This is a genomic window from Paraflavitalea devenefica (assembly GCF_011759375.1).
GTDB classification, from domain to species: Bacteria; Bacteroidota; Bacteroidia; order Chitinophagales; family Chitinophagaceae; genus Paraflavitalea; species Paraflavitalea devenefica.
Genome location: NZ_JAARML010000001.1, coordinates 288098 through 304636 on the forward strand (window position 1 = coordinate 288098; position 16539 = coordinate 304636).

At 48.5% G+C, this 16539-nt stretch carries 9 protein-coding genes; 5 read left to right on the forward strand and 4 right to left on the reverse strand.

All coding sequences use genetic code 11. The features are described from left to right. The first annotated feature begins 108 nt into the window (after nucleotides 1-108). From HB364_RS01065 to HB364_RS01075, 3 genes are all read left to right on the forward strand, one after another. The gene (locus tag HB364_RS01065) at nucleotides 109-252 is read left to right on the forward strand and encodes a hypothetical protein (protein ID WP_167286047.1); all 144 of its coding nucleotides are present in this window, start codon (nucleotides 109-111) and stop codon (nucleotides 250-252) included. A 224-nt stretch (nucleotides 253-476) separates the two neighbouring features. After that, nucleotides 477-3104: a PKD domain-containing protein gene (locus HB364_RS01070; RefSeq protein ID WP_167286048.1), complete on the forward strand. Its 2628-nt coding sequence runs from the start codon at nucleotides 477-479 to the stop codon at nucleotides 3102-3104. 218 nt (nucleotides 3105-3322) lie between these two features. Then, nucleotides 3323-4507 (forward strand): acyltransferase family protein, encoded by a 1185-nt coding sequence (locus tag HB364_RS01075; protein ID WP_167286049.1) that lies wholly within the window; start codon nucleotides 3323-3325, stop codon nucleotides 4505-4507. A gap of 55 nt (nucleotides 4508-4562) precedes the next feature. Here the strand turns inward: HB364_RS01075 and atpC are convergent, their stop codons facing one another. After that, nucleotides 4563-4826, reverse strand: a complete 264-nt coding sequence (gene atpC / locus HB364_RS01080; RefSeq protein WP_167286050.1) for an ATP synthase F1 subunit epsilon — start codon at nucleotides 4824-4826, stop codon at nucleotides 4563-4565. An 82-nt stretch (nucleotides 4827-4908) separates the two neighbouring features. Further along, on the reverse strand, nucleotides 4909-6408 hold the full coding sequence (gene atpD, locus HB364_RS01085; protein ID WP_167286051.1) for a F0F1 ATP synthase subunit beta: 1500 nt from the start codon (nucleotides 6406-6408) through the stop codon (nucleotides 4909-4911). A gap of 676 nt (nucleotides 6409-7084) precedes the next feature. Here atpD and HB364_RS01090 point away from each other — a divergent pair. Beyond that, a complete protein-coding gene (locus tag HB364_RS01090; RefSeq protein ID WP_167286052.1) occupies nucleotides 7085-10147 on the forward strand; it encodes a VIT domain-containing protein in 3063 nt (1020 codons plus the stop codon). 159 nt (nucleotides 10148-10306) lie between these two features. Further along, nucleotides 10307-12229, forward strand: coding sequence for a S9 family peptidase (locus tag HB364_RS01095; RefSeq protein WP_167286053.1), 1923 nt, complete (start codon nucleotides 10307-10309; stop codon nucleotides 12227-12229). 86 nt (nucleotides 12230-12315) lie between these two features. Here the strand turns inward: HB364_RS01095 and HB364_RS01100 are convergent, their stop codons facing one another. Both HB364_RS01100 and HB364_RS01105 read right to left on the reverse strand, forming a co-directional pair. After that, on the reverse strand, nucleotides 12316-15351 hold the full coding sequence (locus HB364_RS01100; RefSeq protein ID WP_167286054.1) for an efflux RND transporter permease subunit: 3036 nt from the start codon (nucleotides 15349-15351) through the stop codon (nucleotides 12316-12318). Nucleotides 15352-15471: 120 nt separating this feature from the next. Next, a complete protein-coding gene (locus HB364_RS01105) occupies nucleotides 15472-16536 on the reverse strand; it encodes an efflux RND transporter periplasmic adaptor subunit (protein WP_167286055.1) in 1065 nt (354 codons plus the stop codon). Nucleotides 16537-16539: the final 3 nt, after the last annotated feature.

A 16539-nucleotide genomic window follows, 5' to 3' on the forward strand; every position in this document is an offset into this window, starting at 1 on the left:
TTGTGTGCCTGCAGGCGGTGAACAACTAACTACAGCCGCTTTGTTTTTTATTCTGCTGAAATGCTGTACAGGCCATGATTTCAGCGATTTCTTCAAAAACAATATTTTATGAACAACATCCTTGTAGAGAGACTTACACAACCAATTTCTATTGGAAAAGAAATTATAATTCAGTTAAAAATAACACAAGCTTTTATCGAGATTGGTATAGTAATTGCGACTTTTTCTGCCGTTCAATCTTTCCCTATTTAAGCTCGGTAAGTCCAATAATAAGGCTCTGCATTTTCACACGTACCCTTTCCCACGAGTGAAGGCGGGTAATTATAGCTAACCGACTGCCATTTCTCCTTATAGCCTACAGTTTGGAGCGGAGTAACGATGATGTGAATCATCATCATGATCATGACGGTTGAATGCCACTATGATCGTGCGGGTAACCTATTTAATAACCTATGTGCTAAATTTCAGAATTCTCTATGAAAAAACTATCCCTGTGCCTAAGTGTGTTATTGGCCCTGACAGTAACCGCTCAGCAAGTCCCGAAAAGCCTGACCGCCAGCAATGGACAATTCATTGGCTTCTATCAGTATACGCCTACTGATTACAATGCCAACCTCACCACCAAGTATCCTGTGATCATCATGCTACACGGTATTGGCGAAAGAGGAAATGGCACCACCGATCTACCCATGCTCCTTGGAGCTGGTCCGGCAGGCGCCATCAACAATGGTCACAACATGACCTTCGACTGGAATGGTAAAAAAGAAACCTTCCTGGTTTTAACTCCCCAATTAGACAAAAAGTACGGTAACTGGCAAGACTTCTACGTAGAAGAGATGATCAACTATGCCAAGAAGAACCTGCGTATTGACGAGAACCGTATCTTCCTCACCGGCTTAAGCCTTGGCGGAGGTGGTACCTGGCATTATGCCGGCGTAACGCTGGCCAATGCACAGAAACTGGCTGCTATCGGCGTTTCCTGCGGTACCTGCCAGAACGTGAATTTTGCCAATATTGCCAATGCCAACTTACCCGTATGGGCCTTCCATGCTGCTGATGATGCTACCGTAGGCGCCGGCTGTACCACCAGCTCTATTCAGGCTATTAATAATGCGAACCCCGCGGTAAAACCTTATATGACCATCTGGCCCACCGGCCAGCACTGGATCTGGGGCCGCGTGTATGATGTTGGCTATACCTGGCAAAACCCCAACCTGTACGAATGGTTCCTGGGACAGAATAAAAGCTTACCGGTGAACAAACGTCCGGTAGCCCAGGCAGGTAACCCGCTGTCTATTCTTTCCACCCTGGGAATTGTTACCCTGAGTGCAGCAGGCTCCAGTGACGCGGATGGTAAGATTGTCCGTTATATATGGACAAAGATTGCAGGTCCCGGCGCCGGTGTGATCACTGCTTCTGTTTCTGTTAATAACAGTACAACCGTTACTGGCTTAACAATGCCTGGTACTTACCAATATGAACTGAAAGTGGTGGATGACCGTGCCGACTGGTCGCTGGATACTGTTACTGTAACAGTAGGCCTGGGTGCACCTCCTCCCACTTCCAATAAGGCGCCCGTTGCCAATGCAGGCGCTGATTTGACCATTACCCTGCCCACTTCTACTGTAACATTGAACGGTTCCGGCTCCGATGCGGACGGTTATGTTGCCGGCTTTAAGTGGACCAAGGTAAGCGGCCCTACTACCTTCAGCATTGGCACCCCGGATGCAGCTTCTACTGCTGTTACCAAATTGGTGGAAGGTACTTACGTATTCAGGCTGACTGCCACTGACAATGTAAATGGCACAGGCACTGATGATGTTACTGTGACCGTTAAAGCCGCAATTTCCAAACCTGATGGTGGCACGATCACCGGCGCCTATGCCGGAGCAGACGCTACCATTACATTGCCCACCAGCAGTGTTGGTCTGGATGGTTCAGCATCTGTTGACCCTACCGGCAACGGTACGATCAGGGCCTATAAGTGGACAAGGCTCAGTGGTCCTTCACAATACACAATTACGAATGCTTCAGCAGCAGTAACCACTGCCACCAACCTGGTAGCAGGTACTTACGAATTCCAGTTGACAATATGGGACAATAACTGGGTGCCCACAGCCGATATCAAGAAGGTGACAGTGAATGCAGCTACCACCACGCCACCACCCACTACGGGCCAGGTTGCCAATGCAGGTGCTGATGTTACCATAACATTACCTACCAGCAGCGCCACCCTGAATGGTTCTGCTTCTTCAGATCCCAATGGTGCGATCAAGAATTATAACTGGACGAAGATCAGTGGTCCTGCCGCCACTATTGCCACTCCCAATGCAGCCATCGCTACTGCCAGCGGCCTGACGCAGGGCACCTATAAGTTCCGCCTGGTTGTATGGGATAACCAATGGGTTCCACGGGCTGATACCATGCAGGTGACTGTATTGGCAAACACCAGCTCCGGCTCGGGCAGCGGCACCACCGGCAACGGCATCTGCAATGCAGGCGTGGACCAGACAATTACCTCGAGCACTACTACGCTGAACGGCTCAGCATCCAATGATCCTGCAGGTCCTATTAAAAACTGGCATTGGGCTAAGATAAGCGGTCCCGAACAACACAATATTGCCAATGCATCGGTGTCTGTTACCACTGTAAGCAACCTGGTAGAAGGTACTTATAAGTTCAAGCTCACCGCATGGGGCTTTGACTGGAGGCCCTGGAGCGATACCGTAGTGATCACTGTCGTTTCCGCTACCAGCCTCACCAGCACAAGTTCGGCCCGGACTACTTCGGTGACCACCGAAGCAACCACAAAGGCCAGTACTACTGCTGATGCAAAAGCCGACGTTACGGAAAGCAAGCTGCTATTGTACCCCAATCCTGCACAAAGCCAGATTGCTGTGCAAACGACCAGCGCTACCAACGGAGCTTCTTACGTAAATGTTTATGATATGGCCGGCAAGCTGGCTATGAAGACAAGCTTCCAGAAAGCACAATCATTCCACCAGCAAAGCCTGAACATCACTTCTTTGCTGCCCGGAGTGTATCACCTGGAAGTAGTAATAGGTAATGAAACGCGCTTAGTGAGCAAGTTCGTTAAACAATAAGCATACTATCCAATATCCAAAGAAAGGCATGGGCCGTCACGACTTTGTTGTGGCGGCCCCTTTTTTTATTATGGCCGGGAAGGCGGAAAGACGGGAAGGTATTGGCTTCAATACTGTTGCTTGCTTCCACAACTTTCTTCCCGCCTTACCGTCTTACCGGCTAAACACTGGCAGGATTTGAAATAAAATTGTATTTTACCGCGCCCTTATACAGATTTATGACAGGAAACAGATATATAGGTTTCGACCTGATGAGAACAACTGCCGTGATGCTGGTTTTGTTGAGTCATTCCCTGGCCTTTCTGCCATTTGTCTGGCCCAAAGAATACCTCTTTACCTTTATGGGCTTTGCGGGCGTAGAGATATTTTTTGTGCTGAGTGGTTTCCTGATCGGCAATATCATGTACAAGGCCTTTCAGAAAAAGCTGGATAAGAACGGCCTGAAAGTATTCTGGATCAGGAGATGGTTCCGGACACTGCCGCTGTATTACATTGTACTGGTACTGAATATTGTGCTCACGATACTGATTGACGGTGCGCACAGTGTACCTTTAACAGCCTTCCTGTTTCCCTTCTTTTTACAGAATTTCCTGTGGCCCCACCCCTATTTCTTTATACCGGCCTGGAGCCTCACCATCGAAGAATATTTCTATTTACTGTTCCCCCTGTTGTTGTTCTTCTTCATGAATATCCGGAAGCTACCTTTCCGGAGGTCGTTCCTGTTAATGATTGTGCTCTTCTTTGCAGTACCCCTTATTTTAAGAATAGGTTCTTTCGTATTGCTTGAATCGGGCTATATACAACAATTGAAGGCGGGCTTTAATGCACACTGGGACCTGCACATCCGCAGGATCACCCTTTTCCGGCTCGACGCTATCGCCATGGGCGTATTCACTGCTTACCTGATGAACAATTATAAGTCCTTCCTGCAAAAACACAAGAACCTGTTACTGCTGGCTTCCATTGTACTGCTTACCGGTTCTGTGTGGTTGTATTTCAGTTTCGTTCATCCGGACCGGATCAATGTGATCAGCGCCATTTTCATTTTCCCGCTGTTCAGCATCGGCTTTGCGCTGGCCATGCCTTATTTGCAATACATGAGAACGATGGGCCTGTTTTCGGCGCCGGTTACTTTTATCAGTAAGATATCCTATTCCGTGTACCTGTTGCACACGCTGCTGTCGGACTTTTTGTTCAAATACATCTATAAAGAAGAATATGCACTGCCTTACCAGTTCCTGATCTGGTTATCATTTATCATTGTTTCCATTGCTGTCTCAGCTTTGAGTTACCGTTATATCGAACTACCCTTCACAGAACGCCGGGAAAAGTATGGCAGTGAATCTGCTGCACCGCCGGTAAAAGTAGCCCCGGTCACGGAAGTTGCCGGCGAAGCCAAATAAAAATCCCCCCGCAAAGCGGAGGGATCAAATGTATTAGCTGAACAGAACAGGAATATTATTTTCCTTCTACCTGGGCAGCGCCTTCTACCAGCACAGTTACTTTATTGTCCAGTACTTCCACAAAACCACTTTGGATATCATATATCACCTGGTCATTGGCTTTATCTTTCAATACTTTCAACCGGCCGGCTTTCAGGGCGCTTACGAGCGGCGCGTGCCTGTTGAGCACTTCAAACAAGCCGGTAATGCCGGGTAACTGAACGCCGTATACATCACCGCTGAAAAGTTTACGCTCCGGAGTTAATATCTCTAAATTCATATTTCGGGTTTTGAGTTTGGAGTTCCGGGTTCTTTAGTTCGGTTTTTCAACACGAAACACAACACCCGAAACACGCAACAACTTATCCTTGTGCCTGAGCCAACAATTTCTTACCTTTTTCGATCGCATCATCAATGGTACCTACGAGGTTGAAGGCTGCTTCAGGATACTCATCTACCTCACCGTCCATGATCATGTTGAAACCACGGATGGTCTCTTCGATCGGAACCAGTACACCTTTCAGACCAGTGAACTGCTCAGCTACGTGGAAAGGCTGAGACAGGAAACGCTGTACCTTACGGGCACGGGCAACGGTTTGTTTGTCTTCATCGCTCAACTCATCCAGACCGAGGATGGCGATGATATCCTGTAATTCTTTATAACGTTGTAAGATGAGCTTAACACGGTTAGCAGTGTTGTAGTGAGCATCACCTACGATGGCAGGCGTTAAGATACGGCTGGTAGAATCCAGCGGGTCAACCGCAGGATAGATACCTAAGTCGGCGATCTTACGGCTCAATACGGTAGTAGCATCGAGGTGGGCGAAGGTAGTAGCCGGAGCAGGGTCGGTCAAGTCATCCGCAGGTACGTAAACGGCCTGTACGGAAGTGATAGAACCATTCTTGGTAGAAGTGATACGCTCCTGCATCAGTCCCATCTCGGTAGCGAGGGTGGGCTGGTAACCTACCGCTGAAGGCATACGGCCCAACAGGGCTGATACTTCAGAACCGGCCTGGGTGAAACGGAAGATATTGTCTACGAAAAAGAGGATATCACGTCCTTTACCCTGACCATCTCCATCACGGTAGTATTCAGCGATGGTAAGACCAGAGAGGGCCACACGGGCACGGGCGCCGGGGGGCTCGTTCATCTGACCGAATACGAAGGTCGCTTTAGACTCCTTCAACTCATCCATATTTACCTTGCTGAGGTCCCATCCGCCTTCTTCCATATTGTGTTTGAAAGCGTCGCCATATTTCATGATACCTGCTTCGATCATCTCACGCATCAGGTCATTTCCTTCACGGGTCCTTTCACCTACACCGGCGAATACAGATACACCACTATATGCTTTGGCAATATTGTTGATCAATTCCTGGATCAATACGGTTTTACCTACACCGGCGCCACCAAACAGACCGATCTTACCACCTTTTGCGTAGGGCTCGATCAGGTCAATTACTTTAATACCGGTAAAAAGTACTTCAGAAGAAGTGCTCAGGTTCTCGAATGCGGGAGGCTTGCTGTGGATGGGGCGGCCACCTTTTTTGGAAACGGCTGGCAAACCATCGATCGGATCACCGGTTACATTGAACAGGCGGCCTTTGATGTCATCGCCTACAGGCATAGCGATCGCGATACCGGTGTCTGTTACTTCCAGACCGCGTACCAGGCCTTCTGTACCATCCATAGCGATGCAGCGTACGCTGTCTTCACCCAGGTGCTGTTGTGTTTCCAGTACCAGGGTATCGCCATTGGGTCTCTTCAGTTCCAATGCGTTATAAATTTCCGGGAGCTTTCCTTCGAACTGCACATCCACTACCGCGCCGATGATCTGTTTGATCTTACCAACGTTTGCCATATGTTTTAAGAATGTATTGTTTTATTAACCACCCTTTAACAGGGGGTGTTTTCAGGCCGCAAAGGTAAGGGAGGAAAGGAGAATTTGGATATAGAAAGTAAGAAATATAAAAGAGCGGGGATAACCGGTGGATGAGATAAATATTTGGCTTACTGCCATTATTGCAGTAAATTAGCTTATACAAGTTGGTTGAATTATGGGCCTGCCTATTTTGATTTGCACTCCTTCCCTTCTTTCCGGCCTCTGCTGCCGGTCTGCCCCCAGAAAGGCCCTGAAAATGGTCCGCTTAGCGTTGGTTTAGCATAAGTCTAGCATTCGTTTAGCATAAAGTACCTTCATCCATGCTTCAACTATGGAGCAGCCCCGGAACAACTATGCTTTAAGGTGGTGGAGCCTGAGGATAATCGGGGCAGGGATTTGTTTCATTCCGTTTAAAATACCGCCAAAATGGCATTTTCTTTTTTTTACGGGGATGTCCTAAAAAATACCCCCAGGGATGTGGGGAGGGCTTAAAAATCTTTGGGACAAACTCCTGCCGCTGCTCCTTCTTGCCCTTCAACTTATACTTATTATACAGCTTCCCAACTGCTTTTGAAGGAATTCCTGCCATGCCAGGTTTCCAGGTTTAATTATGTAAATTCCTTCCCGCCCGCATCCTACTGGAAATACTCGCTTTATGAAGTTAAGCACACGCTGCGGCGTGGTCATGCTGGCAATAGGCATGGCCTGCCATTCCCTTGCCCAGGCCCAATTGCCCCAACTAAAGATCAAGGATAAAGAAGACCCCAATGTATACCTGAGTAAATTATCGGTAGACGTAAAGATCGCCGGCACGATCGCCATCACTACCATGGAAATGACTTTTCGCAATAACAACAGCCGCCCGCTGGAAGGTGAACTCATCTTCCCTTTACCGGAAGGCGTATCTGTAAGCAGGTATGCCCTGGATATGAATGGCCGGATGCGGGAAGCCGTACCGGTAGAAAAAGTAAAAGCCACCCAGGTATTTGAAGAGATCGAACGCCGGCGCGTAGATCCCGGCCTGCTGGAAAAAGTGGAAGGTAATAATTTCCGCACACGCATTTACCCCCTGCCCGCCAATGGCACCCGCATCATCATGATTGCTTATGAAGAGGAACTATCATTCAGTAATAAGCGGCTTCTTCGTTATCACCTGCCACTGGACCATAAGAAGCCGGTGGACCATTTCAAGCTGGATGTGGCCGTGGTGCAGCCGGCCATGAAACCCCAACTGGAAGAAGAGCCGGATGATGAATTACAGTTCAAAGCATGGAATAATAATTATACGGCTTCCGTGACCAAAGAACATTTTATACCGGAGCATTCACTCACCATCACCATTCCCAAATCGCCCGACAATACCGAGGTGATGATGCAGGAATCAGGCGGCAATTATTATTTCCTGGTCAATTGCTTTCCCCAACAGGAACATCGCGCCAAAGCAAAGCCCCAGGAGATAACGGTGATCTGGGATGCCTCCCTGAGCGGGTTGAACCGCGATATAAAGAAGGAGTTACAGTTATTGGGCCAATACCTGGAGCACAATGGCAACCTGCTGGTAAGCCTGGCCATACTCAACAATACTTTCAGAAAGGCAGGCGAATTCAGGGTGCGGAATGGCAACTGGAGTGAATTGAAGAACGCAATTGAACAATTGGCCTATGATGGCGGCACCAACTACAGCCGGATCACCTACCCGGCCAGTGATGAGTACCTCTTCTTTACAGATGGCCTATCGTCACTGAGTGATGGGGAAATGCCGTTGCCCAATAAGCCGGTGTATACGATCAGTTCAGCGCCGCGTTCTGACTTTTCTTACCTGCAATACATAGCCCAAAAAACAGGAGGCGCCTTTATTAATCTTGATGCCCTGAAAACGGTAGCCGCTGCTACCCTGCTTACGCAACAGCCCTTCCAGTTCATTGGCATTAAACCCAACAGGCAGGTGAGCGAAACTTATCCCTCTATGCCCAAACCAGTGCTGAATCATTTTTCCCTCGCCGGCATGGTGACAGAACCCAAAGCAACCGTTACCCTGCAATTTGGTTATGGCACTACGGTAACGGCAGAAAAAACCATTACGCTTGATTTCAGTAAACATGCCTCCGATGCAGTGAACCTGTCGCGTGTGTGGGCGCAAAAAAAGATCGGGGAACTGGATGTACAATATGAGCAGCACAAAGAGCTGATCACCTTCCTGGGTAAACAGTTCTCCATCGTAACACGCAATACTTCCCTGATCGTACTGGAAGCAGTGCAGGATTATGTGCGGTATGAGATAGAACCACCGGCTGAGTTAAGAGACCAATATGACCGTATTATCAAACAGCAACTGGCACAACGGGGAGACAGGACACAACTCATGCTGATCAATGCGCTGCACTACTTTAATAACCTGGTAAGCTGGTGGAACAGGAATTTCACGGCACAAGCGGTACCCAGACCGGAGAAAGATAAAGAATACCGGCGTACAGAAAGGTCAGATGCGCGTCCTGCCACGCCGGGCGAACTACAGGAGGTAGTCGTAGTGGGTTATGACGCGCGTCGCAAGAGCGATGTGGTCGGTAGCACACCTTCGGTATCAACCCAGGCCCCAGCCCAACTGGAAGGGCGTGTAGCCGGCGTAGAAGTGAACCGCCGCAAGGCAAATCCGTTATTGCGCAATGATGCTGCTGTGGAGCGCAATTTAGTGAAGGACAGAGAGGCACTGCATTATACCTATGAATCGCCCGGCGCTGATGATACCAGGCGGGTTAAAAGCTCGATTGATATTAAACAATGGACGCCGGAAAGAATTTACCTGCAGGCACTGGCCAAAGAGAAGGCCGGCAACCGCTATGCCTCCTACCTCGCCCTGCGCAAAGATTACCTCTACACGCCCACCTTCTATTATGATGTGGCCAATTTCTTCCTGCGGGAAAGGGATACCCTCACCGGCCTGCAGATACTGACGAATATGGCCGAAATTGATCTGGAGAACCATGAGCTGTACAAGCTGCTGGGATTTAAGCTGCGGGAGACGGGCGCCTATGAAGAAGCGGTAACCGTTTTCAGGAAAGTGCTGCAATGGCGTCCGCAGGAGCCGCATAGCTACCGTGATTATGGACTGGCGCTGGCAGATGCCGGTTATTATCAACAGGCGCTGGACACTTTGTATACGGCCCTTCAAAAGAATTACAGCGTAAGTATTTCCGGTATGTACAATGGCATTGAAGAGATCATTGTTACGGAGATCAACCAGCTCATCAGCCTGCATAAGAACAAGCTGGATATTTCGGCCATTGACAGTAAGCTGATCCATGCCATGCCTACCGATGTACGGGTGGTATTGAGCTGGAATAAGAATGATACGGATATAGACCTGTGGGTGACAGACCCCAATCAGGAAACTTGTTATTACGGCCATAAAGAAACCCTGACCGGCGGGCGGATCTCCAATGATTTTACCCGCGGCTATGGCCCGGAACAGTTCCTGCTGAAGAAAGCGATCAATGGCAGGTACCAGGTAAAGGTAAACTATTACGGCGACCAGCAGTTTAAGTTCAGCGGTCCTACTACGGTGATGGCGGAGATCTTTACGCATTATGCCGACGGCCGCCAGGAAAGGAAGCTGATCACCGTGCAAATGGAAAAGGGCAGCAAGACAGAAGGGGCACTGATAGGAGAGTTTGAATTTGGGAAGCCAGGCAAGGAAGAAGTAGCAGGCAGGAAGCAGTAATACCGGCTAGTGGGAAGTGGCGAGTAGCGAGTGGTCAAAGGCAAGTGGAAGTGTCTCACTGCCCACTTGCTACTCGCCACTCGCCATTTACCATTCACCATTATACCTACTCACGGAAACCTTTATTGTGTTATCTTCTCTGTTAAAACCTTTATAGACATGAAAAAAAACCTTTCTCTGCTTGTGATCGCCGGCAGTTTGCTGGCCTGTAATGACCAACCTGGTACCAAAGAACCCGAAGCCCGGCAAGTAACCCAATATACCATTGAACAGTTTTATAAAAGCACGAATGTAGGCGGCGGCGCCATTTCATCAGACGATACGAAATTGCTGATCAACAGTAATGAAAGCGGTATTTATAATGCCTACGAGATAGATCTTGGCAGCGGACAAAAAAAGGCCCTGACCACTTCCACGAAAGAGTCTGTTTTCGGCAATGATTATGTGCCGGGCACTACCAATTTTATTTACAGCTCGGATAAAGGTGGTAACGAAAACGACCACCTGTTCCTGCAAAAGGGCAACGGCAGCGTAAAAGATCTTACTCCCGGCGCCAAAGAAAAGGCCACCTTTTTTAGCTGGAGCCGGAACAATCAATCTTTCTATTACACCAGCAACAAACGCGACCCCCGCTTTTTTGACCTGTATAAGATGGATACCGTTGCCTGGAAGCCTGCCATGGTTTACAAAAATGATAACGGCTTTGATGTAGGCGCCCTATCAGACAATGAACGATACCTGGTACTGGTAGAAACCCTTACAACTTCTTCTACCAATATCTTCCTGGCCGATCAACAAACAAAACAAACCAACAAGCTGAACACGGATAGCATTGAAGGCAATAGCTTCCCTATACAGTTCTCCATGGACAACAATACCCTGTATTATGCCACCGATGAAGGCAGTGAATTCCAGTATGTGGTGAAGTATGATATACCAACCGGCAAGAAAGAAAAATTGTACAGCACCAACTGGGACCTAATGTACATGTATCTTTCGTACAATGAGAAATACCGTGTTATTGGCGTAAACGAAGATGGGAAAAACAAGCTCTACATCTTTGACCATAAAACAGGTAATCCCATAGACTTCCCTAAAATTGAGGATGGTGATATCCATGGCGTGAGCATCTCCCGCAGTGAAAACAAGATGCGGCTTACGGTAGGCAATTCCAAATCGCCCAATAATATCTATGTATATGATTTTAGCACCAAAGAGCTGAAGCGGCTTACCAATACCCTCAACCCGGAGATCAAAGAGGACGAGCTGGTATCGGCCGAAGTAGTACGGTATAAATCATTTGACGGACTGGAGATCCCTGCCATCTATTATAAACCCCAGCAAGCCGGCAAGGACAATAAAGTGCCGGCACTTGTATGGGTACATGGCGGCCCGGGCGGACAATCAAGGGCTGGTTATTTCTCCCTCATCCAATACCTGGTAAATCATGGCTATGCTATACTGGCGGTGAACAACCGCGGCAGCAGCGGCTACGGTAAAACATTCTTTAAGATGGATAACCGCAATCACGGTGAAAAGGATTTGCAGGACTGCGTATGGGGCAAAAAGTACCTGGCTTCCCTACCCTATGTGGACTCATCCAAAATAGGTATCATCGGCGGCTCCTACGGTGGCTATATGACGTTGGCAGCCTTGTGTTTTCAACCCGATGAATTCAAGACCGGCGTAGACCTGTTTGGCGTAGCCAACTGGCTGCGTACCCTGAAAGAAGTACCTCCCTACTGGGAATCATTCAGGAAAGCATTGTATGAAGAGATCGGAGATCCCAATACAGCAGACACCGTTCGGCTGAAACAATTCTCTCCTCTCTTACATGCCGGCAATATTAAAAAGCCCCTGATGGTGCTACAGGGCGCCAATGATCCGCGCGTATTGAAGATCGAAAGCGATGAAGTGGTAGAAGCCGTCAAAAAGAATGGCGTACCGGTGGAATATGTAGTGTTCCCTGATGAAGGCCACGGCTTCGTGAAGAAAGAAAATGAGATCAAAGGCTATGGACAGATCCTTCAATTCCTGGATAAACACCTGAAGGGAGATACTACAAAGACGAAGCTGAATTAAAAAGAAAAGCTGCGAGCTATGAGCAACGAGCTGCGAGCCTGCTATTTTGGCTCGTTGCTCGCAGCTCGGGGCTCGCAGCTTATTCATTATCCCACCTTCGGCGCCAGCAGTTTATACAGCACCGGCGTTACCACACGGGTGAGCAGTGTAGAACTGATCAGCCCACCAATGATCACAAGTGCCAGCGGTGTGTACAAGGGATTATTCTCCAACACCAGGGGCATTAATCCGCCAATAGCCGTGAGCGTGGTGAGGATGATGGGCACAAACCTGGTTTCGCCTGCTTCCTGTATCGCATCATCCAGCCCCATGCCCTGCTTACGCAACTGATCGGTATAATCAACCAGCAGGATGGAGTTCTTCACCTCAATACCCACCAGCGCAATCAGGCCAATAACAGCTACAAAGGAGAAAGTGTTGCCGGTAGCCAGTAAGATGAGCACCGCGCCAATAATGCCCAATGGCACTACCGACAATACGATCAGGGTACCCCGGAAGGTTTTAAATTCCAGTACCAGGATGCCCAGGATGCCAAAGATGGTGATAAGGACAATGGTTCCCAGCCCGCCAAAACTCTCCTGCTTACTTTCCACTTCACCTGCTGCCACATAGTGTGCGCCGGCCGGGAACTGCATCGTGTCCAGGTTTTTCAACAGTCCTTCTGTTACTTTCGTCGTATTGTACCCGCTTTGAATAAAAGCGGTGGTCACGGTATAACGGTCTTTATCGTAGTGATTGATACTGGTGGGGGATGCCTGGAACTGTATATCGGCCACCTGCCCCAACGGTACGGGCGTATTATTATAGCTGTTCACATACACCTTTTGCAAGGCATCCAGTGTTTGGTGATTGCCCCTGGGCAAGGTTACATTGATATTGTACTCATCGCCATTCTCTTTACGGAAGGTGCCAATATTGAGCCCTGCAATAGCCATCCGTACCGACCGGTCTATTTCATTCACCGGTACGCCCAGCATGCCTGCTTTTTCTTTGTTCACTTTTATCTTAATATCCGTTTTCAGGGTGGTCAGCTCATTATTCACATACATGGTGCCGGGCGTTTGCTTCAGCAGGTCTTCCACCCGGAAGGATAAAGCGCGCAGGGTATCCAGGTCTTCACTGAACAGGCGGATGGCAACCGGCGCTTCCACCGGTGGCCCCTGCTCAAAGTCCTTTACCTCAATCTTTGCATTGGGATAATCCTTGAACCGGGTGCGCAACTCATCAATGAGCTTTATCTTCTTTGCCGGCGGTGTTTCCTTTAGCTGAATAAATAACTGGGCATAATTGCTGGCCTCGTTTTTCGGTATTATGTTGTAATAGATGCGCGGATTGCCGTGCCCTACATTGGTAGCGTAATTCTTCAGGTCGGGAATGTTCTTTATCTCCTGTTCCACGTAGCGGGCTACTTTATCGGTGGTGGCCAGGCTGGTACCCAATGGCGTTTCAATGTTGATGAGGAACATCGGCTTTTCTGAAGCAGGGAATACACTGAACCCTACCACAGGCACCAGGGCGATACTGCCAATGAATATAACGAGCGCCACCAGCAAGGTAATGACAGGATGTGCGATAGCGCTGTGCAATAACCGGCGGTAAGAGCCGCCGATAAATCTTTTCAGCCCACGGAGGAACCAGTTGCCCTCAGGGTTATGGCTCGGGCTCAATATGCGGCTTGACAAGAAGGGAACAATGGTGAGCGATACAAATAAAGAAGCCAGTACGGTGGTCACTACAGCGGCAGGCAGGCTACGGATAAAATCACCGGCCCCTTCCGGCAGGAACATGAGCGGCAGGAAGGCAAAGATGAGGGTAGCCGTACAACCCAATACTGCCAGCCCGATCTGTTTGGTAGCCTGCATAGCAGCCTCTCTTTTACTATACCCCATGCGCAGGTAACGTTCAATGTTCTCTACCACCACAATGCTGTCATCTACCAGCAGGCCCAATGCGACGATCAGCCCTACTATGCTCAACTGGTTGATGGTAATGCCAAACATATCCAGCAGGAACAATCCAATAGCCAGCGACAAAGGAATGGAGATCATCACCACGATGGAAGCCCGAAGGCCCAACGGAAGCAGGGTTAACAACACCAGGAAGATGGCAATGGCGAAGTCGCCACTGAACCCGCTGAGCCGCTTGCGCACACTTTCGGCATTATTAAAGCTCTGCTCATAGACTATGTTTTTGGGCAGGTCTTTCTGGAATTGCTCCAATACAGGATTTACCTGTTCTTCCACCGCAAATATATTGGTACCAGATTTCCGGCTGGCCACTACAAATACACCCCGTTTGCCATTCAGCCTGCCGATATAGCTTTGTTCTTCGTAATCGAACCCAACTTCCGCAATATCCCTTACATACACCAGCTTGCCATTGGCGCTGCTGACGATGGTATTCTTTATCTCCTCAACGGTTTGATAATTACCACTTGTTTTGATGTTGAATTTCCTGGCGCCCATTTCAATACTGCCGCCGGGAATATTCACATTCTCACTTTGGATGGCGCCCATTACTTTGCTGAGCGGTATTTTGTTTTGCGCCAGTTTTTCCAGGTGCAGGGATACCCTCACCTGCTGCTGGGGGAAGGCCCAGTTCTCTACGTTCTTGAGTGACTTTACTTTTTCCAGCCTTTCCTTCAGTTCCTTGCTCCATTCTTCGAGGTCTTTATAGGGTACTGTTTCACTCAACAGGGCAACCTGTAAGATATTTACATCCGATGGCGTGAACTTCTGTATGTCCATGCTGAGGATATCCGGCGGCAATTTCCCCCGCAAGGCATTTACTTCCCGCACCACATCCTGGTACTTCCTTTCAACATCTGTTTCATATTTGAATTCAATACGTACTACTGCTAAGCCATCATCAATCCGGGTGACCAGTTTCTTGATATCATCCAGCTCATTTAATTTCTTTTCAATAGGGTCTACTACGAGCTCTTCCATATCATGTGGACTGGTACCGGGATAAATAACAATAACAGAAAATGTTGGCGCTTCTATATCAGGGTCTTCCCCGCGCGGCATATTAAAGAGCGAATTGAGTCCTATGGCTATCAGCATCACAAACACAATAAGCGTGAACTGATAGTTTTTGACTGAGAAATCAGTTATCTTCATAAATCGTTGATTGAATTAGTTTTTAAAAAGCTAGTGGCGAGTGGTAAATGGCTAGTGAAGCTGACAATAAGCAGCAACCTGAAAATAAAGCCCACTAGCCACTCGCTACTTACCTCTCGCCTACTTCACTACCTTCACAATTGCTTTCTCTGTCAGGTATCCTACCCCATCCGTAATCACTTCCCGCACCCCATCCAGCCCGCTCACAATGGCGGCTTTGTCTTTTTCCAGGAAGGCAATGGTAACAGCATGGCGTTGTACTGTTTTCTGATCGCTGTTAACGGTATAAACAAATCCCTTCTTTCCATCCGCTTCGGCCAATGCTTCAATAGGCACCAGCGTTACCCGTTGCAGGGCAGAAGGCTGCAACTGAACAGTGGCAAATAACCCGGTGGCAAAACGAACGCCCTCAGGAACAACTTTTACTTCTACTTCATAAGTACCATTGGCCATATCGGCCCCTTCTGCTATTTCGGTAACAAGGCCATTGAATGTTTTTTGCGGATAGGCATCGAGACTTACAATGCCTTTATTTCCTTTCCGGAGCACCGCCCAGTCTTTATCCGACACACCGAACCGTATTACCCAGTCATTGCCTGCCGTGCCGCTGAGACGGAATACCGGCGCGCCGGAAGACGCCATTTCTCCTTCATTCATTATTTTCTTCAGGATGATGCCGTTTTCAGTGGCCCTTATTTGTGCATACTGCTGGTTGAACCGGGCAATGCGCAATCCTTCTTCTGCTACCTGCTGCTGTGTAGTGGCGTTCTGTAATTGTTCCAGTGTGGCCACGGTATCATTATATAAGTTCCTGGCCCTGGTTACATCACGTTGTGCTTTCTCAGCATTTTGTGTAGCCTGCTGTACCTGGGCATTGATCTCTGTAAGATTGAGAGTAGCCAGCAACTGGCCTTTCACTACAGCATCTCCTTCTTTTACGTAGATCCTTGAAATAATGCCACCGACTTTAAAAGAAAGAGCGGCTTCTGTGGTAGAGGCCATCGTACCGGAATACCGTAATACAGGTGTATAGGCAGTATCGGATACCGGTTGAAGCCTTACAGCTATTGCATTTTCCTCAACAGCAGTTACTGGTTTGGTCTGGCTTTTTCCGTTGCAATGGGCAACAGCAAAAGCAGTGATCGCAATGATCAGAAAGCGGAATGAATACCATATCTTTTTCATGAC